17 protein-coding genes, 1 tRNA gene and 2 pseudogenes are annotated in these 19,043 nt (G+C 69.6%); 11 read left to right on the top strand and 9 right to left on the bottom strand.

Annotated features, from left to right (window positions below; all coding sequences use genetic code 11):
• The first annotated feature begins 6 nt into the window (after positions 1-6).
• Positions 7-1,347, top strand: coding sequence for an LPXTG cell wall anchor domain-containing protein (locus OHB13_RS16720; RefSeq protein ID WP_328377654.1), 1,341 nt, complete (start codon positions 7-9; stop codon positions 1,345-1,347).
• A 364-nt stretch (positions 1,348-1,711) separates the two neighbouring features.
• Here the strand turns inward: OHB13_RS16720 and phoU are convergent, their stop codons facing one another.
• Entirely contained in the window at positions 1,712-2,392 is a 681-nt protein-coding gene (gene phoU / locus OHB13_RS16715; protein WP_164259765.1) for a phosphate signaling complex protein PhoU, read from the bottom strand.
• Positions 2,393-2,721: 329 nt separating this feature from the next.
• Here phoU and OHB13_RS16710 point away from each other — a divergent pair, with 329 nt between their 5' ends.
• Together OHB13_RS16710 and OHB13_RS16705 are read left to right on the top strand one after the other, a co-directional pair.
• Positions 2,722-4,068, top strand: a complete 1,347-nt coding sequence (locus OHB13_RS16710) for a sensor histidine kinase (protein ID WP_328377653.1) — start codon at positions 2,722-2,724, stop codon at positions 4,066-4,068.
• Entirely contained in the window at positions 4,065-4,745 is a 681-nt protein-coding gene (locus tag OHB13_RS16705; protein WP_102918029.1) for a response regulator transcription factor, read from the top strand. The genes OHB13_RS16710 and OHB13_RS16705 overlap by 4 nt, the downstream gene beginning before the upstream one ends.
• Positions 4,746-4,913: 168 nt before the next feature.
• Here OHB13_RS16705 and OHB13_RS16700 read toward each other — a convergent pair whose 3' ends face one another.
• Positions 4,914-5,570: a DUF461 domain-containing protein gene (locus OHB13_RS16700; protein ID WP_328377652.1), complete on the bottom strand. Its 657-nt coding sequence runs from the start codon at positions 5,568-5,570 to the stop codon at positions 4,914-4,916.
• 598 nt (positions 5,571-6,168) lie between these two features.
• Here OHB13_RS16700 and OHB13_RS16695 point away from each other — a divergent pair.
• The 7 genes from OHB13_RS16695 (at position 6,169) to OHB13_RS16665 (ending at position 13,699) form a co-directional block, all read left to right on the top strand.
• On the top strand, positions 6,169-6,651 hold the full coding sequence (locus OHB13_RS16695) for a CarD family transcriptional regulator (protein WP_006380568.1): 483 nt from the start codon (positions 6,169-6,171) through the stop codon (positions 6,649-6,651).
• 438 nt (positions 6,652-7,089) lie between these two features.
• Positions 7,090-7,884 carry a 2-C-methyl-D-erythritol 4-phosphate cytidylyltransferase gene (ispD, locus tag OHB13_RS16690; RefSeq protein ID WP_266855546.1) on the top strand — a complete coding sequence of 265 codons (795 nt, stop codon included), beginning with the start codon at positions 7,090-7,092 and terminating at the stop codon, positions 7,882-7,884.
• Positions 7,885-8,005: 121 nt separating this feature from the next.
• Complete coding sequence (ispF, locus tag OHB13_RS16685; protein WP_328380309.1) at positions 8,006-8,476, top strand: 2-C-methyl-D-erythritol 2,4-cyclodiphosphate synthase; 471 nt, start codon at positions 8,006-8,008, stop codon at positions 8,474-8,476.
• A 231-nt stretch (positions 8,477-8,707) separates the two neighbouring features.
• Positions 8,708-9,112: a PPOX class F420-dependent oxidoreductase gene (locus OHB13_RS16680; RefSeq protein ID WP_328377651.1), complete on the top strand. Its 405-nt coding sequence runs from the start codon at positions 8,708-8,710 to the stop codon at positions 9,110-9,112.
• A 177-nt stretch (positions 9,113-9,289) separates the two neighbouring features.
• Positions 9,290-10,690, top strand: a complete 1,401-nt coding sequence (gene cysS, locus OHB13_RS16675; RefSeq protein WP_328377650.1) for a cysteine--tRNA ligase — start codon at positions 9,290-9,292, stop codon at positions 10,688-10,690.
• An 84-nt stretch (positions 10,691-10,774) separates the two neighbouring features.
• Positions 10,775-11,731, top strand: coding sequence for a 23S rRNA (guanosine(2251)-2'-O)-methyltransferase RlmB (gene rlmB, locus OHB13_RS16670; protein ID WP_266855548.1), 957 nt, complete (start codon positions 10,775-10,777; stop codon positions 11,729-11,731).
• A 333-nt stretch (positions 11,732-12,064) separates the two neighbouring features.
• Positions 12,065-13,699, top strand: coding sequence for a DoxX family membrane protein (locus OHB13_RS16665; RefSeq protein WP_266855549.1), 1,635 nt, complete (start codon positions 12,065-12,067; stop codon positions 13,697-13,699).
• Positions 13,700-13,829: 130 nt separating this feature from the next.
• On the opposite strand, the gene OHB13_RS16660 is transcribed toward OHB13_RS16665, so the two are convergent.
• From OHB13_RS16660 to OHB13_RS16650, 3 genes are all read right to left on the bottom strand, one after another.
• The gene (locus tag OHB13_RS16660; protein ID WP_266855550.1) at positions 13,830-14,576 is read right to left on the bottom strand and encodes a nucleotidyltransferase family protein; all 747 of its coding nucleotides are present in this window, start codon (positions 14,574-14,576) and stop codon (positions 13,830-13,832) included.
• 151 nt (positions 14,577-14,727) lie between these two features.
• A complete protein-coding gene (locus tag OHB13_RS16655; RefSeq protein WP_266855551.1) occupies positions 14,728-15,141 on the bottom strand; it encodes a hypothetical protein in 414 nt (137 codons plus the stop codon).
• A gap of 216 nt (positions 15,142-15,357) precedes the next feature.
• Entirely contained in the window at positions 15,358-16,491 is a 1,134-nt protein-coding gene (locus tag OHB13_RS16650) for an ABC transporter ATP-binding protein (protein WP_266855552.1), read from the bottom strand.
• A gap of 181 nt (positions 16,492-16,672) precedes the next feature.
• On the opposite strand from OHB13_RS16650, the gene OHB13_RS16645 reads away from it, so the two are divergent.
• Positions 16,673-16,746 (top strand) — tRNA-Thr (locus OHB13_RS16645).
• A gap of 251 nt (positions 16,747-16,997) precedes the next feature.
• On the opposite strand, the pseudogene OHB13_RS16640 reads toward OHB13_RS16645, so the two are convergent.
• The 4 genes and pseudogenes from OHB13_RS16640 to OHB13_RS16625 form a co-directional block, all read right to left on the bottom strand.
• Positions 16,998-17,444 (bottom strand): annotated as a pseudogene (locus OHB13_RS16640) (flavoprotein); the annotation flags it as partial.
• Positions 17,407-17,575: pseudogene (locus OHB13_RS16635) on the bottom strand (FAD-dependent oxidoreductase); the annotation flags it as partial. The pseudogenes OHB13_RS16640 and OHB13_RS16635, both read right to left, overlap by 38 nt.
• Complete coding sequence (arsB, locus tag OHB13_RS16630; RefSeq protein ID WP_328377649.1) at positions 17,572-18,684, bottom strand: ACR3 family arsenite efflux transporter; 1,113 nt, start codon at positions 18,682-18,684, stop codon at positions 17,572-17,574. The gene arsB and the pseudogene OHB13_RS16635, both read right to left, overlap by 4 nt.
• Positions 18,681-18,989, bottom strand: a complete 309-nt coding sequence (locus OHB13_RS16625; protein WP_328377648.1) for an ArsR/SmtB family transcription factor — start codon at positions 18,987-18,989, stop codon at positions 18,681-18,683. Before OHB13_RS16625 ends, arsB begins: the two co-directional genes overlap by 4 nt.
• Between the last annotated feature and the right edge of the window lie 54 nt (positions 18,990-19,043).

Genomic DNA, 19,043 nt, shown 5'->3' with positions numbered 1-19,043 from the left:
ACTGTCGTGGCGGCCTCCACCACGGCTGCGGCGCTGGCCGGGGTGCTGCTCATGTACGCCTCCGCCGACCGGGCCGGCGCGGCCCCGCCGGGGACGACCAGCGCCGGACTCATCCAGCTGAACATCTCCGACGTGGGGCCGCTCGACCTCTCGCAGTTCGACGGGACCTACGGAACGGCCGGCTCACCGCCGCTCAACGGAGACGAGGACACCGGCGACTTCTCCGACCCGGACGGGGTGCGCGCCTATTACCAGGACGGCACCCACGCCGTCGTGACCTCGAACACCGACGCCAAGCACTACGCCAAGGTGGATGCCGCCGGAATCGAAGTGAGGCTCCATGGCGCGGACTTCATCTCGACCACCCCCAGCGGCGCGATCGGCTCCCTGAACACCTATGCGGAGTGCACCCCGCCGCCGTTCGGCCCGTACTCCCTCGGCTACGCGCACACGGACGGGCAGCAGATCGCGGTTCTTGGCCACCGGGTCGACATCGGCACTACCGATCTCACGGTCAGCGGGGCCGATCTGAACGAGCCCGACACGTTGGGGGACAGCACGCTGCGCGTGACCTTCACTCAGCACGTCGTACCCGCCGATGAGATCCAGACGCCCGGAGCGTACGAGGCCGAGGCCTGGTTCGACGTGTCGGTGGCGGGGGTGCTGCGCGACCCGGCGGGCGTGGTGGTCTACGACGGGCCGATCGCCGGGGCCCGGCTGGGCGAGGTGCACGCCCGGTGCCATCAGGAGTCCCCGTCGCCGTCGCCTTCCCCGACGGACACGGAGTCGCCCTCGCCGTCCCCTTCGCCGACGGATACGGAATCCCCTGCGCCGTCCCCCACGGATACGGAGTCACCGACCCCGTCGCCCTCGCCCACGGATTCCGAGTCGCCCTTGCCGTCCCCCACCGACACCGGCTCGCCCACCCCGCCCCCTTCGCCCTCCCCCTCGGACAGCGAGAGTCCGACCCCGCCGCCTTCCCCCACCGCCACCGACGGCACGAGCGGCGGCACGAGCGGCGGTACCGACGGCGGCACGGGTGGTGACACAGGCGGCTCCGACGGTGGAACCAGCGGCGGAACCGACGGTGGAACCAGCGGCGGAACCGACGGTGGAACCAATGGCGGCAACACCGGCGGCACCACCGGCGGCGACACCGGCGGTACCAATGGTGGTGGCGGTGACAGCGACGGTGGCGCGTACGGCGACGGTGGCACCGGCGGTGGCAGGCACGGCGGGGGTGGTGAGCTTGCCGACACCGGTGACCAGATCGCCCTGGTGAGCGGTGCGGCCGCCATCCTCACCGCTGTCGGTGGAGTGCTGTTCGTCCGCCGCAGGCGCAGCTAGCAGGTACGGGACCGACCGTGCCGGCACTGACCCGCGCAGACAGCGAGGGGCCCCGTCCCGCCACCGGTTCCGGTGGTGCGGACGGGGCCCTCGCAGTCGTACGGAAGAACGGCCCGCGTCAGTGGCAGCCACTGCACTGGCACGGAGCACCGGACTGGCAACCACAGCCGCAGCCCGGACCGCAGCCGCAGGCGCCGAGAACGCGCAGATGGTGCACTTCGACGGGGGCTTGCTGCTGGGGGTCGGTGACGGGGGAATCGGCCATGATTTCCTCCTGCTCGGCATGCGAGGACGTACTGCCTCCGGCCATCCCATACCCACCCCGGTGGGGCGCATCAACGGCGCATACGCGCAAGCGCGCCGTTCACGCCCCCTCGACCTGCGCCGGAGCGGACTGAATCTCGTCGGCGTGCTCGCCCGTCACCAGATAGACCACGCGCTTGGCCACCGACACCGCGTGGTCGGCGAACCGCTCGTAGTAGCGGCCGAGGAGCGTCACGTCGACCGCCGTCTCGATGCCGTGCTTCCACCGGTCGTCCATCAGGTGCTGGAAGAGCGTCCGGTGCAGCAGGTCCATCTCGTCGTCGTCCGTCTCCAGCTGGAGCGCCAGGTCGACGTCCATCGTGATGATGACCTCCGCCGCCTTCGCCATCAGCCGCTGCGCGAGCTGCCCCATTTCCAGGATCGTGGCGTGCAGATCGTGCGGAACGGCCCGGTCCGGGTAACGGAGCCGGGTGAGCTTCGCGACGTGCTGGGCCAGGTCGCCCGAGCGCTCCAGGTCGGCGCTCATCCGCAGCGAGGTGACGACGATGCGCAGATCGGTGGCGACGGGCTGCTGCCTGGCCAGCAGGGCGATGGCCCGTGCTTCGAGGTCGTGCTGGAGGTCGTCGACCTTCTGATCGGCGGCGATCACGCTCTCGGCGAGCTTCAGATCGGCGTCCAGCATGGCGGTCGTGGCCCGGCCGATCGCCGAACCGACGAGCCGGGCCATCTCGACCAGGCCCTCGCCGATCGAGTCCAGTTCCTCGTGGTACGCGTCCCGCATGGGAGTCCCTCTCTTGTACGGCTGATCTTGTGCGGCAGGTCTTGTGCGCGCAGGTCTGTGCGGCAGGTCTTGTGCGGCCGGTCGTGTACGGCTGATCTTGTGCTGCCGGTCCTGTCGCGGTCGGCCTTGTCGCAACCGGCACAGCGGCACGGCCCGGAGGTGCCCGACAGGTGTCCACCTCCACGCTTCCACGGTCGGTGCGCCACGCGTCCGTTTCCGTCATCCCAAGTGAACCGGCCCTATCCCCTCGGTGAACTCTGGGCGACGAACGTTCGAGCGGGCACCCGTATGGCTGGGGATGTGTCGGTGGAGCCGCATAACCTGGACACATGGACGTGAACGCGGCGGTCGCCGCAGCAAGCGCGATCGCCGGGCTGTGCACCGGCGTCATCGGCGTGCTGGCGTTCCGCTGGAGCGAGCGCGAGCTGGCACGCCCCACCCGGACCTCCCTGCACACCGGCGACGTGCTGCCGCCCGGCGTGGACACCGTCCTCTCCGTGCTCAGCTCCTCGGCCGTGGTGCTCGACGAGAGCGACTCGGTGGTCAAAGCCAGCTCGGCTGCGTACGCCCTGGGCCTGGTCAGGGGCGGGAAACTGGCCGTCGAGCCCATGCTGCACATGGCCCGGGACACCCGGCGCGACGGGGAGATACGACAGGTCGAGCTCGACCTTCCCCGCCGGGGCACCGGCCGTGGCGAGGCACTCGCGGTCTCGGCCCGGGTGGCACCGCTCGGCTCCCGGCTGGTGCTGCTGCTCGTCGAGGACCTCACGGAGGCCCGGCGTATCGAAGCCGTACGACGAGACTTCGTCGCCAACGTCAGCCATGAGCTGAAGACCCCGGTCGGAGCGCTCTCGCTGCTCTCCGAGGCGGTCATGGGAGCGTCGGACGACCCGGAGGCGGTCACCCGTTTCGCGGGCCGGATGCAGATAGAGGCGACCCGGCTCACCAATCTGGTCCAGGAGCTCATCGATCTCTCCCGGGTCCAGAACGACGACCCGCTCGAAGACGCCGAGCCGGTCCGGGTCGACGTCCTGGTCGCCGAGGCCATCGACCGCTGCCGCCACCAGGCGGGCACCAAGCAGATCACCATGGCGGCCGGCGGCACGGCCGACCTCCACGTCTGGGGCAACCGCTCCCAGCTCGCCGCCGCGCTGGGAAACCTTGTGGAGAACGCGGTGAACTACTCACCGGCCCGCACCCGGGTCGGTATCGCCGCCCGCCGCACCTCCGCCCCCGGCGGAGGGGGCACCTCCCAGGCTTTCGGCTCTGGGGGACTCATCGAGATCGCCGTCACCGACCAGGGGCTCGGTATCACCGAGAAGGACCGCGAGCGGATCTTCGAGCGCTTCTACCGCGTCGACCCGGCCCGCTCGCGCGCCACCGGTGGCACGGGGCTGGGCCTCGCCATCGTCAAACATGTGGCCGCCTCGCACGGCGGGGAGGTCACGGTGTGGAGCTCGGAGGGCCAGGGCTCCACCTTCACCCTGCGGCTGCCGGAAGCCGGTTCCGTACGCAATCGCCGCGGCCGCACGGATCCGGCCGCCGACCCCGCACAGCACCACACCGGCTACGCCGGGCCCGCAGATCCCACTGACGCTGTCGACGATGACGACGACCAGCCCTTCGCGAACTTCCTGTCCTCTGAACCAATTCCTGCCCCGGAGGTCCTTCCGTGACCCGAGTGCTTGTCGTCGAGGATGAGGAATCCTTCAGCGACGCCCTGTCCTACATGCTCCGCAAGGAAGGCTTCGAGGTCGCCATCGCGGCCACGGGCCCCGATGGACTCGACGAATTCGAGCGCAACGGCGCCGACCTCGTACTGCTCGACCTGATGCTGCCGGGACTGCCCGGCACCGAGGTGTGCCGCCAGCTGCGCGGCCGCTCCAACGTCCCGGTGATCATGGTGACCGCCAAGGACAGCGAGATCGACAAGGTGGTCGGCCTGGAAATAGGAGCAGACGACTACGTCACGAAGCCCTTCTCCTCACGGGAGCTGGTCGCCCGTATCCGCGCGGTGCTGCGCCGCCGCGGTGAGCCCGAGGAGGTCTCCCCGGCGGCACTGGAGGCCGGCCCGGTCCGGATGGACGTGGACCGCCATGTCGTGACGGTCTCCGGCGCCAAGGTCGACCTGCCGCTCAAGGAGTTCGACCTGCTGGAGATGCTGCTCAGGAACGCGGGCCGGGTGCTGACCCGGATGCAGCTGATCGACCGGGTCTGGGGCGCGGACTACGTCGGGGACACCAAGACCCTCGACGTCCACGTGAAGCGGCTGCGCGCCAAGATCGAGCCGGACCCGGGCGCGCCCCGGTATCTGGTGACGGTCCGGGGGCTGGGCTACAAGTTCGAGCCGTAAGCCGCGAGTACGACGCGCGCGAGCCGCGTACGAGTCGCGGTACGACCCGCGCGCGAGCCGCGTACGAAAAGGAGGTGCCCCCGCCGGAATCGGACTTCCGGCGGGGGCACCCCCGTATGCGCTCTGCTGCGCTCTACGCGCTGTCTGCGATCGGCGCGCCCGTGCGGGTCAGCTGCTCGGCGAGCCCGTGACGGAACCGGCCGGCGTCTTGTTGGCGCCCGGCGTGGTCTTGCCGCCCGGAGTCGCCTTGCCGGACGCACCCGGCGTGGCCTTGCCCGAGGCAGGCACCGAAGGGGAGGGCGTCACGGGCAGGCTGCTCGGGCCGAAGCCGTGGAAGTAGCTGGTGGCCGGGACGACGAGCGCGGCCAGCGCCACCCGACCGGTCTCGCTGAACTGGAAGACCAGGTTCTGCGTGGAGCCGTCGGCGGCTGCGGCGCGGCCGTCGGCGAGCACGGCGGCGGCGTTGTTCTTGCCGCCGATGGTGATCGAACCGTGCGCGGGCACCGAGATCGGACCCTTGCCCGTGGCCGGGGTGAGCTTCACGGCGGAGCTGGAGCCCGCGAGCTTGACGTCCTGGAGCGTCTGGTTCGTGTCACCGTTGTTGAAGAGGGTCGCCGAGATGACGGCGGGGCCCTTGACTGTGGCCTTCGGCTGGGTGATCACCGTCGCGTTCTGGACCTTGATGACACCGACCGACGTAGCGGCGTTGTCCGGCTTGACCTCGATCGTCGCCGCGTTGTTGCCCGCGCCACAGGCGGACAGGGCGGCGATCGAGACCACGATGGCAGAAGCGGCGAGGACGCCGCGTCGAAGGCTGCTGCTCACGGCGGCGGCTTCTCCTAGGACGTACGGACAGGACGGACAGGGGGCGGGAGGGGGGTAAAGCCTCCCTAAGGGTGTGTCAGCGGCCTCAGGTTACCGAGCCGTGCTCACGGCCCCGCACCCGACCCGCCCCGCGGCCGGTACCGGTACCTGAGGGGTGCCCGCGGGCCGTCCGATCTCGTGGCGCCGTACGCATCGCTTCGTACGCCGTTCACATATCGCGAGTGATCAATTCTCTCTGCCGCTCTCCACCGCCACGTATTCCTTACGGAAAACCCTCTTCCGGCGCACAGTGATCAATTCCCGATTGCGTCCGTATGGGTGATCGACATCCGAACAGGGGTCGCGAAGTTCACCGTTTCGAATGCGGCAAATCGGGACGTTAGCCGCCTGTGGGAAGCCTTCGGAACCGTGTGGCGCCTGCGTTTCTCTCCGCACGCACAGCCGCTCCGACCTGCGAATACCGCCCCGGGGGACCCGTCCGCAGCACGTTCGTGTTGCTGTTGTCAAGCCCTGAGATATGCCCTGACCTGCGAAAACGTCATTCAGAACAAGCGGTTCTCGTGTTAGACTGGATAGCCACGGAAGGGGTACCTGTCACATGACGTTCAAGGTTGGCGACACCGTGGTCTATCCCCATCACGGGGCCGCGCTGATCGAGGCTATCGAAACTCGCCAGATCAAAGGCGTGGACAAGACCTACTTGGTGCTCAAGGTCGCTCAGGGCGACTTGACTGTTCGTGTGCCGGCGGACAATGCGGAGTTCGTAGGCGTGCGTGACGTGGTTGGTCAGGAAGGGCTGGACCGGGTCTTCGAGGTGCTTCGTGCACCGTATGCCGAAGAGCCCACGAACTGGTCCCGTCGCTACAAGGCGAATCTTGAGAAACTCGCCTCCGGCGACGTCATCAAGGTGGCCGAAGTAGTCCGTGACCTGTGGCGTCGTGAGCGTGAGCGCGGACTTTCCGCTGGTGAGAAGCGCATGCTCGCCAAGGCCCGCCAGATCCTGGTGAGTGAGCTCGCTCTCGCGGAGAACACCAACGAAGACAAGGCCGAGGCTCTGCTCGACGAGGTTCTCGCGTCCTGAATCGCTTGACCCGTTTCATCTGCTCGACGCTTTGAATGCCGTGGTGCCCGCTGACCACATGGACTGTCCGTATGGATCAGTCGCCATGTGTCGCCGGGCGCTACGGCATGCTGTTTTCTCGCACAGCTCTTCCCGGTCTTTCGCGTTCCATCCCGGGCTCTATCCCCGTTTTTCCGCCACGGCCTCATGTGTCTCACATGATCCCTGCGGCTTCGGCCGGGGCCGAGTCTGCTGTGCGTCTGTTTTTCATGGAGCGATGCTGCGTGAGCGGTACCTTGACCGGTACGTGGTGTGCCGGGCCCGGGATGCCGACTCGACCAGTCGTCACGGAAGGGGCCGGTCAGGGCGTCGCGCCCGGCACTCCCCCAACCTACGGTCGGGGGCACCCCCAGGCCATACCCATGTCGGCTGAGGACACAAACCCTGAACGCGCAACCGATGTCAGACGAGCCCGGGACCCCGTCCCGTACCGGCTCCACCGCCGGATCCCCTGCCGCCGCTGCGGCCGGATCCAGCCACACCACCGCCGCGGTGATTCCCGCCGCCGGCCGCGGTGTCCGGCTCGGCCCCGGAGCCCCCAAGGCGCTCCGCACCCTCAACGGGACCCCCATGCTGGTCCACGCCGTACGGGCGATGGCCGGATCACGTGCCGTCTCGCTCGTGGTCGTCGTGGCCCCGCCGGACGGTGCCGCCGAGGTCGAGGCCCTGCTGGCCGAGCACTCCTGGCCGCCGGGCACCGAGCTCCTGGTCGTACCCGGCGGTGACACCCGTCAGGAGTCCGTCCGGCTCGGGATCGGCGTACTCCCCGAGAGCGTCACCGCGGTGCTGGTGCACGACGCGGCCCGCCCGCTCGTGCCCGTCGACACCGTGGACGCGGTGATCGCCGCGGTACGGAACGGTGCCCCCGCGGTCGTCCCCGCCCTGCCGCTGGCCGACACCGTCAAACAGGTCGAGCCGCAGAGCGGCGGAGGCCCCGAGCCGGTCGTCGCCACTCCGGAACGGGCTCTGCTGCGCGCCGTGCAGACCCCGCAGGGCTTCGACCGTGCGCTGCTCGCCCGCGCGCACGCCACGGTCACCCATGACGTCACCGACGACGCGAGCATGGTCGAGCAGCTCGGGGTGCGGGTCGTGGTGGTGCCGGGACACGAAGAGGCGTTCAAGGTGACCAGGCCGCTGGACCTGGTCCTGGCCGAGGCGGTTCTCGCCCGCAGGAGGATCAACGATGGCTTCTGAGCATGATGAGCATGAGCAGTCCGATGACGAGCGGTCCGAGTACGAGCAGTCCGCGCACCGGCAGTCCGAGCGGCGTGCACAGCCTGTGGGCGAGCAGCCCGTGCGGCCGTCCGTGCCGGTGATGCCGCAGGTCGGTATCGGGACCGACATCCACGCCTTCGAGGAGGGCCGCGAACTCTGGTGCGCCGGGCTCCGCTGGGAGGGCGAGGGCCCCGGGCTCGCCGGGCACTCCGATGCGGACGTCGTCGCCCATGCCGCCTGCAACGCGCTCTTCTCGGCCGCCGGGATCGGCGACCTCGGCGCCCACTTCGGCACCGGCCGCCCCGAGTGGTCCGGGGCCTCCGGGCTCACCCTGCTCACCGAGGCCGCCAGGATCGTCCGCGCCGAGGGGTTCGCCATCGGCAACGTGGCCGTCCAGGTGGTCGGCGGCCGGCCGAAGATCGGCAAGCGCAGGGACGAGGCGCAACGGGTCCTCTCGGGCGCTGTCGGCGCGCCCGTCTCGGTCTCCGCGGCAACCAGCGACGGGCTCGGCTTCACCGGCCGGGGCGAAGGGCTGGCGGCCATCGCGACGGCCCTGGTGGTACGTACGTAACGACGGCCTGGTGGTACGTACGTAACGACCGTCCTGGTGGTACGTACGTAACAACCGTCCTGGTGGTACGTACGTAACGACCGGCCCTGGTCCGTGGATCCGCGCGGCGCGGGCGGGAAGCCGGGACAGGGCCGCGCTGTTTGGGGTAGGGATGGGGGCGCAAGCTCTTCCGCACGCCCTCTTCCGCACACCCTCTTCCGCACCCTGTTCAGCGAACCGGAGGCCAAGCCCGTGTCTGCCGTACTCAGCGACAAGCTCAAGGAACTCCTCGACAGCCCCGTCTTCGTCAACATCGCCACCATCCAGCCCGACGGCAGCCCCCAGGTGAGCCCGGTCTGGGTGAAGCGGGACGGTGACGATGTCCTGATCTCGACCACGGTCGACCGCCGCAAGGAGAAGAACCTCCGCCGCGACCCCCGGGTCACGGTGCTGGTGCAGCCCGCCGACGCCCCCTACTCGTACGCCGAGATCCGGGGCACCGCGACGCTCACCACCGACGGCGGCCAGGACCTGATCGACGAGCTGTCGCTGAAGTACCAGGGCAAGCCGTACGCCGAGTTCAACCCGGACTCCGCCAACGACGCCCCCCGGGTCGTCGTCAGGATCACCCCGCGCAAGGTCGTCGGCCGCATCTGACGCCCGGGTCCCGGGGGAGAAGGGCCTGATTCCCGGGGAAGTGCCCGCCCGAGCGCCCGTTCAGCGGCTGTTCACCGGCTGCCGGACGGGCGCTCCGGGGCACTGTTGCGTCACACTTCCCTGCCCCGTCGGCCAAAGGGTCGCGGGGCACTGGTATGGGGCCACTACCCTGGTGCAGTGACTATTCGTCTGTACGACACCAGCGCCCGGCAGATCCGCGACTTCGTCCCGCTCACCGCGGGCTGTGTCTCGATCTACCTCTGCGGCGCCACGGTGCAGGCGGCCCCGCACATCGGGCACATCAGGTCCGGGCTGAATTTCGACATCATGCGCCGCTGGTTCGCGTACCGCGGCTATGACGTCACGTTCATCCGGAACGTCACGGACATCGACGACAAGATCATCAAGAAGGCGGCGGAGCAGAACCGCCCCTGGTGGTCGATCGGCTACGAGAACGAGCGCGCGTTCAACACCGGGTACGACGTGCTCGGCTGCCTGCCGGTCACCTACGAGCCGCGTGCCACCGGTCACATGACCGAGATGATCGAGATGATGCGCGTCCTCATCGAGCGCGGCCACGCCTACGAGGCCGACGGCAACGTCTACTTCGACGTGCGCTCGTACGACGGCTATCTCCAGCTCTCCAACCAGGACCTGGACGGGCTGCGCCAGCCCGCCGAGGACGGTGTGACCGGCAAGCGCGACCCGCGTGACTTCGCCATGTGGAAGGCCGTCAAGCCCGGCGAGCCCTCCTGGGAGACCCCGTGGGGTCCCGGCCGGCCCGGCTGGCACCTGGAGTGCTCCGCTATGGCGCACAAGTACCTGGGCCGCGCCTTCGACATCCACGGCGGCGGGATCGACCTGATCTTCCCGCACCACGAGAACGAGATCGCGCAGTCCAAGGCGTACGGCGACGACTTCGCCGCGTACTGGATGCACAACGCCTGGGTCACCATGAGCGGCGAGAAGATGTCCAAGTCGCTGGGCAACTCCGTGCTGGTCAGCGAGATGGTCAAGCAGTGGCGCCCCATCGTCCTGCGCTACTACCTGGGAACCCCGCACTACCGGTCGATGATCGAGTACAGCGAGGAGGCACTGCGGGAGGCCGAGTCGGCCTTCGCCCGTATCGAGGGATTCGTCCAGCGGGTCATCGAGAAGGCCGGCGGTCCGGTCGCCCCGGCCGCCGAGGTGCCGCTCGCCTTCGCCGAGGCGATGGACGACGACATGGGTGTGCCGCAGGCGCTCGCGATCGTGCACACCACGGTCCGCCAGGGCAACTCCGCGCTGGCCGCCGACGACAAGGAAGCCGCCGTCGCCAGACTGGCCGAGGTACGGGCGATGCTCGGTGTCCTCGGTCTCGACCCGCTCGACGAGCAGTGGGCGGGCGAGGGGGACCGCGGCGAGGACCTGCACGGGGCGGTGGACACGCTCGTCCGGCTCGTGCTCGAACAGCGGGAGGCCGCCAGGTCCCGCAAGGACTGGGCCACCGCGGACTCGATCCGCGACCAGCTCCAGCAGTCCGGCCTGGTCATCGAGGACGGGCAGAACGGTCCCCGGTGGACTCTCGGCCCGCGGTGACGCCCGCGGTGAGCGCCGCGCCGCCGTTCGCGGCACACTTTCCTATACGTAGTACGTACTGAGCAGCAGAGAAACAGGTAGGTCATGGCCGGGAACAGCCAGCGCAGGAACCGCCGCACGTCCAACAAGAAGGGCGCGCAGGTCGGCAGCGGGGGCCAGCGACGCCGCGGCCTGGAGGGGAAGGGGCCGACGCCGCCCGCGTCCGAACGCAAGGGGCACAAGAAGAACCGCATCGCCGGCGCCCAGGCGCGGCAGGCCGCGGCCCGCCGCCCGGCGCCGCGCCGGGGCGGGGTCAAGGGCACGTCCGAGATGGTCGTCGGCCGCAACCCGGTCTTCGAGGCGCTGCGCGACGGCGTCCCGGCGGTGACCCTGTACGTCCAGCAGTACATCGACAACGACGAGCGGGTGCGCGAGGCGCTCCAGCTCGCCGGGCAGCGCGGCAACATCAACCTGATGGAGGCCCCGCGCCCGGAGCTGGACCGGATGACGAACGGCCTGAACCACCAGGGCCTCGTCCTCCAGGTCCCGCCGTACGAGTACGCGCACCCCGAGGACCTCACCTCCGCCGCGTACGACGCCAACGAGGACCCGCTGATCGTCGCCCTCGACGGGGTGACCGACCCGCGGAACCTGGGCGCGATCGTCCGTTCGGTCTCCGCGTTCGGCGGCCACGGCGTGGTCGTCCCGGAGCGCCGGGCGGCCGGGATGACGGCGGGTGCCTGGAAGTCGTCCGCGGGCACGGCCGCGCGTACGCCGGTCTCCCGGGTCACCAACCTGACGCGGGCGCTGGAGGGCTACCAGAAGGCCGGCATCACGGTCGTCGGCCTCGCGGCGGACGGCGAGCACGAGGTGCAGGACCTGGAGGCGCTGGGCGGTCCGGTCGTCATCGTCATCGGCAGCGAGGGCAAGGGTCTCGGCCGGCTCGTCGGCGAGACCTGCGACTACCGGGTGCGGATCCCGATGCCGGGCGGCGCGGAGTCGCTGAACGCGGGTGTGGCAGCGGGCATCGTCCTGTACGAGGCGGCGCGCCGCCGGGCCTGATCCGGGACCGGAAGCGGGACCGGAACCGCAAGCGGGGAAGAGCCAGAACGCGGCCCGGGTGCGCATCGTCCGTCACGACGGACGGTGCGCACCCGGGCCGTTGTGGCTGTCGCCGCTGTCGCCGCCGCTGTTGTCCCGGGTGGGCTGCCCGGGTGGGCCGCTGTCGGGAGGGGGCTGCCGTTGCGGCTGGTGGGGGCTCCGTACCTGAGTGCAGGGGTGGTCCGCCGGGCGCTCGGCCGGGTGGCGCTTCGCCTTACGGGTCACGCCTGTTGACGGGTCGCGGACAGATCCGGAGTGTCAAGGCAGTGTCCTAAACCTGTGTCACTCGGTTAGATGAGCGTGGACACCAGAACACCCGGGTTCGACGACCTGCCCGCGCTGAGCATGGTCAAGGTGCCGTGCGATCCCGCACAGGTCGTCGTCAACCACGCCAGCTTCCGGGTGCAGCTCGCACCGAACTCGATTCTGCGGCCCGCCGGTTCGGGCCTGAAGGACACGGCAAGGATCCCCGCGGCTTCCGGCGCGGGCGGGCGGCGCCGGGCGCCTGTCGTGTGGAGTGGGAAGTCCGCCCCCGACGACACCGGGGCCATCAGACTTCTCCAGGCCGTGCGGAACTCCGGCGTACAGGAGGTCGGTTACGCGTCCGGCCACGACGCGGGAGCCACCCAGGTCATCCCCCGTATCGACGTCGACGGCGCGGACGGCCCCCCGCGTCGCGGCCCCGGGGGAGAGGGCCCCGGCACGCAGTTGCTGCCCCGGATGCGCGGGGCCGTCGGTGCGTACGACGAGCAGGAGCGCTACTCCGGCGGCCCGTACGCGGATACCGGTGACGATGCCGACGACGCGTTCGACGACGGCCTCGGCTACGGCCCCGACGGCAGCGGAAACCGCACGGACACCGAGCGGTCCGGCTCGGACGGCGTCCGCCACGCCTACTACCCCGACCGCCGGATGAACCTCGGCGTGGTGCTGCTCCCGCTCCGCGTGTTCCTCGGGTTCATCTCGATGTACGCCGGCATGGGCAAACTCTGCGACCCCGTCTACTTCGACGGCGGCGAACGAGGCTCCATGGTCAAGTGGCTGCACTCGCTGCATCCTTGGGCCCTGGCGAGCCCGCTCCGTGACTTCGCGCTGTCGCATCCGGTGGGCGCCGGGCTGACCATCGCGTTCCTGCAGGTCGTGGTCGGGGTGCTGACCGTACTCGGACTCTGGCAGCGGGTCGCGGGGGTCCTCGGCGCGCTGCTCTCCGCGGCGCTCGTCGTCACGGTCAGCTGGCGGACCGTCCCGGTGTACGACGCGCCGGACATCATCTACCTCGCCGCCTGGTCGCCGCTGATCATCGCGGGCGCGCCGGTCTACTCGATCGACAGCCGCCTCGCGGGCGAGGCCTGGCGCACGCTCGGCCCGCGCTCCGAACTCGCCGAGCTGCGGCGACGGGTGCTGCGGCGCGGCGCCGTCGTCGCCTCGGTGGTCGTGGGGCTGACGCTGATCATCGGCGCGGTGCTGGGCGGCGCCGTGCGCTCCGCCGAGGTCGTGACCGTACCGGGTCCGAACACCGATCCCACCAACCGGCTGCCGGGACAGCCGCTGCCGCAGGAGCCCGGCGCATCGGGCAGCCCGTCGCAGCAGCGCACGTCGCGGGCGCCCGCACCGTCCGCGAGCGGCGCCGCACATCCCTCGGCGAAGTCGTCGACGCCGGGCACGGTCCGGGAGAGCGCGACCGTCGGCTCCACGGGCCGGCACCAGCCCAGCGCGACTCAGGGCACCGGCCAGCAGCAGCCGCAGCAACAGCAGCAGCAGGCTCCGCCGCCCCCGGCAGCGACCAGCGCGGGCCCCACGGCGTCGGGCGGGACGAGCACCGGCGGAGGCAGCGCCAGTGGCGGCTCCGGTACGTCGGGCGGTGGCTCGGGAGGCAGTTCGTCCGGCGGGGGAAGCAACAAGAACCCGATCGGCGGCCTTCTCGGCTGACGGAGGCGCAGGGGGACGTAGGCAGGGGACGTAAGTAAGGGGCGATCGCAAAGGCGGTCGCCCCTTACCTGTGTCTGTCTCCGTGTCTGTTCGGGCGGGCGCGGTACGGGGGATTGCCGGGCCCGGCAGCTCAGTTGGGGCTGTTGTGGCTGCCGAGCTCTTTCGCTGCCTCGGTGAGGTCCTTGGCGGTGTCGATGGCCCGCCAGTACGCACCGTGCGGAAGCGGGTAGCCGGCCAGCCTGCGCTCGCGGGCGAGCCGGGGGAACGTCGACCGCTCGTGGTCGCCGCGGTCCGGGAGAAGGGACGTGAAGCCCGCGGAGAAGACGTAGATGCCCGCGTTGATGAGGTACGGGGACGGGGGCGACTCGATGAAGTCCAGTACATGCCCGAACTGGTCCGTCTCGACCGCCCCCCACGGGATCCGGGGCCGGGCGAGAGCGAGCGTGGCGACGGCATCGCGCTCGGTGTGGAAGGCGGCCATCTCACGCAGGGAGAAGCGCGTCCAGATGTCACCGTTCGTCGCGTACCAGGGCTGGTCGGGGTGGGGCAGATGCGCGGCGGCGTATTTGAGACCACCGCCGCGGCCGAGCGGTTCGGACTCGACGACGGTCGTGACCCGCAGGGGCAACTCGGTGGAATCCAGCCACTCCTGGAGCACTTCGGCGAGATGGCCGCAGGAGATGACGGCGTCGGTGACACCTTCGGATGCCAGCCAGGCCAGCTGATGGCCGATGATCGGCGTGCCGGTGCCCGGGATCTCGACCATCGGCTTGGGCCGGTCGTCGGTGTACGGGCGCAGCCGGGAGCCCTGGCCGCCCGCCAGAACCACGGCCTGCGTGGGCAGCGCGTGTGCGTGAGGATCAGCGGTCGTCGTCATGAGGCGCACCCTACGACCTGGTGCGCCTCATCACGTCGGTGCTCAGCCGACGTCGGTACCGGGCGGACGTCCGTACTTGACTGAGTCGGATGGGACTGACGTCGGATGTGACTGACGTCGTAGGTGACCGACGTCGTGCCCGGGTGTGGCGTCAGTGCTGGTGCGCGACTCCGTACGCGAAGGAGGTGTCGCAGACCGGGCGGGAGAACGACTGGGCGCGCGTCGGCCCGTACCGCTCGACGGCGGCACGGCCCAGCGAGCGGGCGATCGACATGCAGTGGCTCGCCAGGGACGGCCGGCTCTCGACCTCGCGCTGGAGGTGTGTGAGCGCCTTACCCGGATCCTTCTCCTGGAGCTCGGTGAGGAGCTTGTCGCGCAGAATGTCCTGCGGGGTACGGGTCTTGGCGCGCACCGACACCTCCTTGGTGGAGGCGGTCAGCATCTGCGAGCCGTTGGAGGTGCCTGCCCACGGGACGCGGGTGACCGCGAGCGTCCCGGAGAGAACCAGGACGACGGGCAGGACGAGTGCGAGAGTTCGGCCGATTCGGCGGGCTGTGTGGGTCACGCTGTGGAGCGTAGCGGGCGGTGATGATTTGGCGACATTTAGTCACTCGTGCGGGGGATGGTTCGAGTTTGCTTTTCGAATCAGGTGTTGACGGACCGCTGAGAAATGCCCGCTCTGCCGGGGTGTTTACCGGGAACGCGCTGCGGCCCCGCACCTCCGGGTGAGGGAGGGCGGGGCCGCAGCGCGTGGGTGATCCGTCAGTCGCCGAGGAGAGTCTCAGTCGCTGAGGCGCTCGCCGGTCGAGGTCGAGAAGACGTGGATCTCGCCGGTGCGCGGGACGACGTGGAGCTTGGTGCCCTTGTCCGGGACCTTGCGGCCGTTGACACGGACCACGAGGTCCTTGTCCACGCCGTTGACCTCGGCGGAGCCGTAGACGTAACCGTCGGCGCCGAGCTCCTCGACGACGTTGACGGCGACGGCCAGACCGGCCGGGGCGTCGGCGCTGTCCTTGGCGAGCGACTTCGGGACCTCGTCGTGCTCGACGACCTCGAAGTGCTCGGGACGGACGCCGACCGTGACCGTGGTGTCGCCCTTGTCGGCCGCGGCGGCGAGCGCCTCACGGGAGACCGGGACGACGCTGTTGCCGAACTTCACACCGCCGTCGGTGATCGGGACCTCGACCAGGTTCATGGCCGGGGAGCCGATGAAGCCGGCGACGAAGAGGTTGTTGGGGCGGTCGTACATGTTGCGCGGGGAGTCGATCTGCTGGAGCAGACCGTCCTTGAGCACCACGACGCGGTCGCCCATGGTCATGGCCTCGACCTGGTCGTGGGTGACGTAGACGGTGGTGATGCCGAGGCGGCGCTGGAGCGACGCGATCTGCGTACGGGTCGAGACGCGGAGCTTGGCGTCGAGGTTCGACAGCGGCTCGTCCATGAGGAAGACCTGCGGCTCACGGACGATGGCGCGGCCCATCGCGACACGCTGGCGCTGACCACCGGAGAGCGCCTTCGGCTTGCGGTCCAGGTAGTCCGTGAGGTCGAGGATCTTCGCGGCCTCTTCGACCTTGGCGCGGATCTCGGTCTTGTTGATCCCGGCGATCTTGAGCGCGAAGCCCATGTTGTCCGCGACGGTCATGTGCGGGTACAGCGCGTAGTTCTGGAACACCATCGCGATGTCGCGGTCCTTCGGCGGAAGGTGCGTGACGTCACGCTCACCGATGCGGATCGCGCCGCCGTTGACGTCCTCAAGACCCGCGAGCATCCGCAGGGAGGTCGACTTGCCGCAGCCGGAAGGACCGACGAGGACGAGGAACTCGCCGTCCTCGACATCGATCTCCAGCGCGTCCACGGCGGGCTTGGTGGATCCGGGGTATATCCGGGTGGCCTTGTCGAACGTGACTGTTGCCATGGGTGTGCGCTCCTTCACCGGCAGGAACGTGCCGGACGATCCGAGTAAAGGTGAGTGGTGTAGTCCACACGGGTGAACTGCAACGAGACGCTACCTGGCGGTTTGCGGTCTGTCAGTAGTTCGGGGCCGGGCAAATTCCCGACGAGGTCACGCCCGCACTGCGGTTAGAATGCTCCGACACGCCTCCTTAGCTCAGCTGGCCAGAGCAACGCACTTGTAATGCGTAGGTCATCGGTTCGAATCCGATAGGGGGCTCTGTGGGACCCCAGGTCGCGTAGCCGGTGACTTGGGGTTTTTTATGTTCGGGGCGCGACGGTCCGCACGACGGGGGCGCCGTGGAAGCGCTCGCGTGAGGGAACGCGCGGAGCGTCGCCTTGATGAGCACCCGCCGAACCGGCCGACCTGTGCCCACCCGGCGGCGCAGTCCCTGACCCCGCACATGGCCGCAGGCCCGACCGGAGACTCCGGTCGGGCCTGCGGCATACCACCCTCACCACCTCAGCGGGTCAGGCGCAGCAGCCACCGGACGGGGCCGGCTCGTCGGCGTCCACGGCAGTGTCAGGCGCGGAAGCGCCGATCTGCACCAGAGTGGGCGTCGGAGCGCAGCAGCCGCCTCCGTTCGCCTGGTCGGCGGCCGGTTCGTCGAACAGTCCGGCGCCGCCGCAGACTCCCGTTCCGGGGAGGGCGAGTTCGACGCGGTCGGCGGATTCGGTGTCGCCCGCGATGGCGGCGGTGACGGAGCGGACCTGCTCGTAGCCGGTCATCGCGAGAAAGGTGGGGGCGCGGCCGTAGGACTTCATCCCGACGAGGTAGATCCCCGTCTCGGGGTGGGACAGTTCGCGGTGGCCGTGCGGGTGGACGCTGCCGCAGGAGTGCTGGTTCGGGTCGATCAGCGGGGCGAGCTCAGCGGGGGCCTGGAGACGCTCGTCCAGGGCGAGGCGGAGCTCGGACAGGCCAGGCGCCGCCCGGCTCGTTCTGGGCATCGAGGATGATGAAGTCGAGTTTTCTTGCGGCGCAGGTGGTAGCCGGCGGTGAGTCCTGCCTGCCCGCCGCCGATCACCACCACGTCCACCGTGCGTGTCACGGGGCCGTCGTCACCGCGTCGGCAGCGAACTTCTTGCGCCAGGCGAGTGCGACGTAGACCAGGCCGATCAGCACGGGCACCTCGATGAGCGGGCCGACCACGCCGGAGAGGGCCTGGCCGGAGGTGACGCCGAAGGTGGCGATGGCGACCGCGATGGCCAGCTCGAAGTTGTTGCCCGCCGCGGTGAACGCCAGCGTCGCGGTGCGGTCGTAGGCCAGTCCCAGGCCCTTCCCGAGGAGGAAGGTGCCGAAGAACATGATCCCGAAGTAGACGAGCAGCGGAGCTGCGATCCGTACGACGTCCAGCGGCTGCGAGGTGATCGTCTTTCCCTGGAGGGCGAAGAGGATCACGATGGTGAAGAGCAGCCCGTACAGCGCCCAGGGGCCGATCTTCGGCAGGAACTTCGTCTCGTAGCGCTCGCGGCCCATCTTCTTCTCACCGAGTGTGCGGGTGAGGAACCCGGCGAGGAGCGGGACGCCGAGGAAGATGACGACGTTCAGGGCGATCTTCCAGGGGGAGATGTCGAGGCTCTGGCCGTCGCCCAGGCCCAGCCACTTGGGGAGCAGGTCGAGGTAGAGCCAGCCGAACAGGCCGAAGGCGATGACCTGGAAGACGGAGTTGAGGGCGACGAGGACGGCGGCCGCTTCACGATCGCCGCAGGCCAGGTCGTTCCAGATGATGACCATGGCGATGCAGCGGGCCAGGCCGACGATGATCAGGCCGGTGCGGTACTCCGGCAGGTCCGGCAGGAAGATCCAGGCCAGCGCGAACATCACGGCCGGGCCCACGATCCAGTTGATGACCAGCGAGGACACCATGAGCTTCTTGTCGCCGGTGACCGAATCCAGCTTGTTGTAGCGGACCTTCGCCAGGACCGGGTACATCATGATCAGCAGGCCGACGGCGATAGGCAGCGAGACTCCGCCGATCTCGACCTTGGCCAGTGCGTCGTTCAGGCCGGGGATCAGGCGCCCCAGGCCCAGCCCGAGCGCCATGGCGATGAGGATCCACACGGCCAGGAAACGGTCGAGCGTGGAGAGCTTGGCCACGATCGAGCCGTCGCCGTCCCCCTGGGGCGGTGCGGTGGTGGTCGGTTCAGCGGAGGTCACGGACAGGCCCTCTTGTTCGCGACGGCAGTACGAGCAGAGGCAGCGAGGTCGGCGAACTGCTCGGACAGGCGGGCCAGGACCTCGGGGCGGAGCTTGTAGTAGACGAACCGCCCGCAGGGTTCGGTCTCCACCAAGCCGGCCTCGCGCAGCACCTTCATGTGGTTGGACAGGTTGGTCTGCTTCGCACCTGTCTCCTCGACCAGGTGTGTCATGCAGAGCGTCTCCCGCGCCAGCAGGGCCACGATCCGAAGGCGGAGTGGATCGCCCAGCACCCGGATCACATCAGGATCGACTGAAGTCAGCATGCGCTGATACTCTCACATCAGTGCCTGCTGATGCCAGCATGCGCTGATGTCAGT

It is taken from the genome of Streptomyces sp. NBC_00440, assembly GCF_036014215.1.
Taxonomy (GTDB): domain Bacteria; phylum Actinomycetota; class Actinomycetes; order Streptomycetales; family Streptomycetaceae; genus Streptomyces.
Note: the sequence above shows the minus strand (reverse complement) of the source record. Positions and strands in the feature narration are given on the sequence as shown.

Bases quoted from the DNA above. Each gene is read 5' to 3' on its own strand.
- phoU (WP_164259765.1), bottom strand. From the start codon at position 2,392: ATGCGGGACGCGTACCACGAGGAACTGGACTCGATCGGCGAGGGCCTG.
- OHB13_RS16695 (WP_006380568.1), top strand. From the start codon at position 6,169: ATGACGTTCAAGGTTGGCGACACCGTGGTCTATCCCCATCACGGGGCC.
- ispF (WP_328380309.1), top strand. From the start codon at position 8,006: ATGCCGCAGGTCGGTATCGGGACCGACATCCACGCCTTCGAGGAGGGC.
- OHB13_RS16710 (WP_328377653.1), top strand. From the start codon at position 2,722: ATGGACGTGAACGCGGCGGTCGCCGCAGCAAGCGCGATCGCCGGGCTG.
- OHB13_RS16625 (WP_328377648.1), bottom strand. From the start codon at position 18,989: ATGCTGACTTCAGTCGATCCTGATGTGATCCGGGTGCTGGGCGATCCA.
- rlmB (WP_266855548.1), top strand. From the start codon at position 10,775: ATGGCCGGGAACAGCCAGCGCAGGAACCGCCGCACGTCCAACAAGAAG.
- OHB13_RS16660 (WP_266855550.1), bottom strand. From the start codon at position 14,576: ATGACGACGACCGCTGATCCTCACGCACACGCGCTGCCCACGCAGGCC.
- OHB13_RS16650 (WP_266855552.1), bottom strand. From the start codon at position 16,491: ATGGCAACAGTCACGTTCGACAAGGCCACCCGGATATACCCCGGATCC.
- OHB13_RS16665 (WP_266855549.1), top strand. From the start codon at position 12,065: ATGAGCGTGGACACCAGAACACCCGGGTTCGACGACCTGCCCGCGCTG.
- ispD (WP_266855546.1), top strand. From the start codon at position 7,090: ATGTCAGACGAGCCCGGGACCCCGTCCCGTACCGGCTCCACCGCCGGA.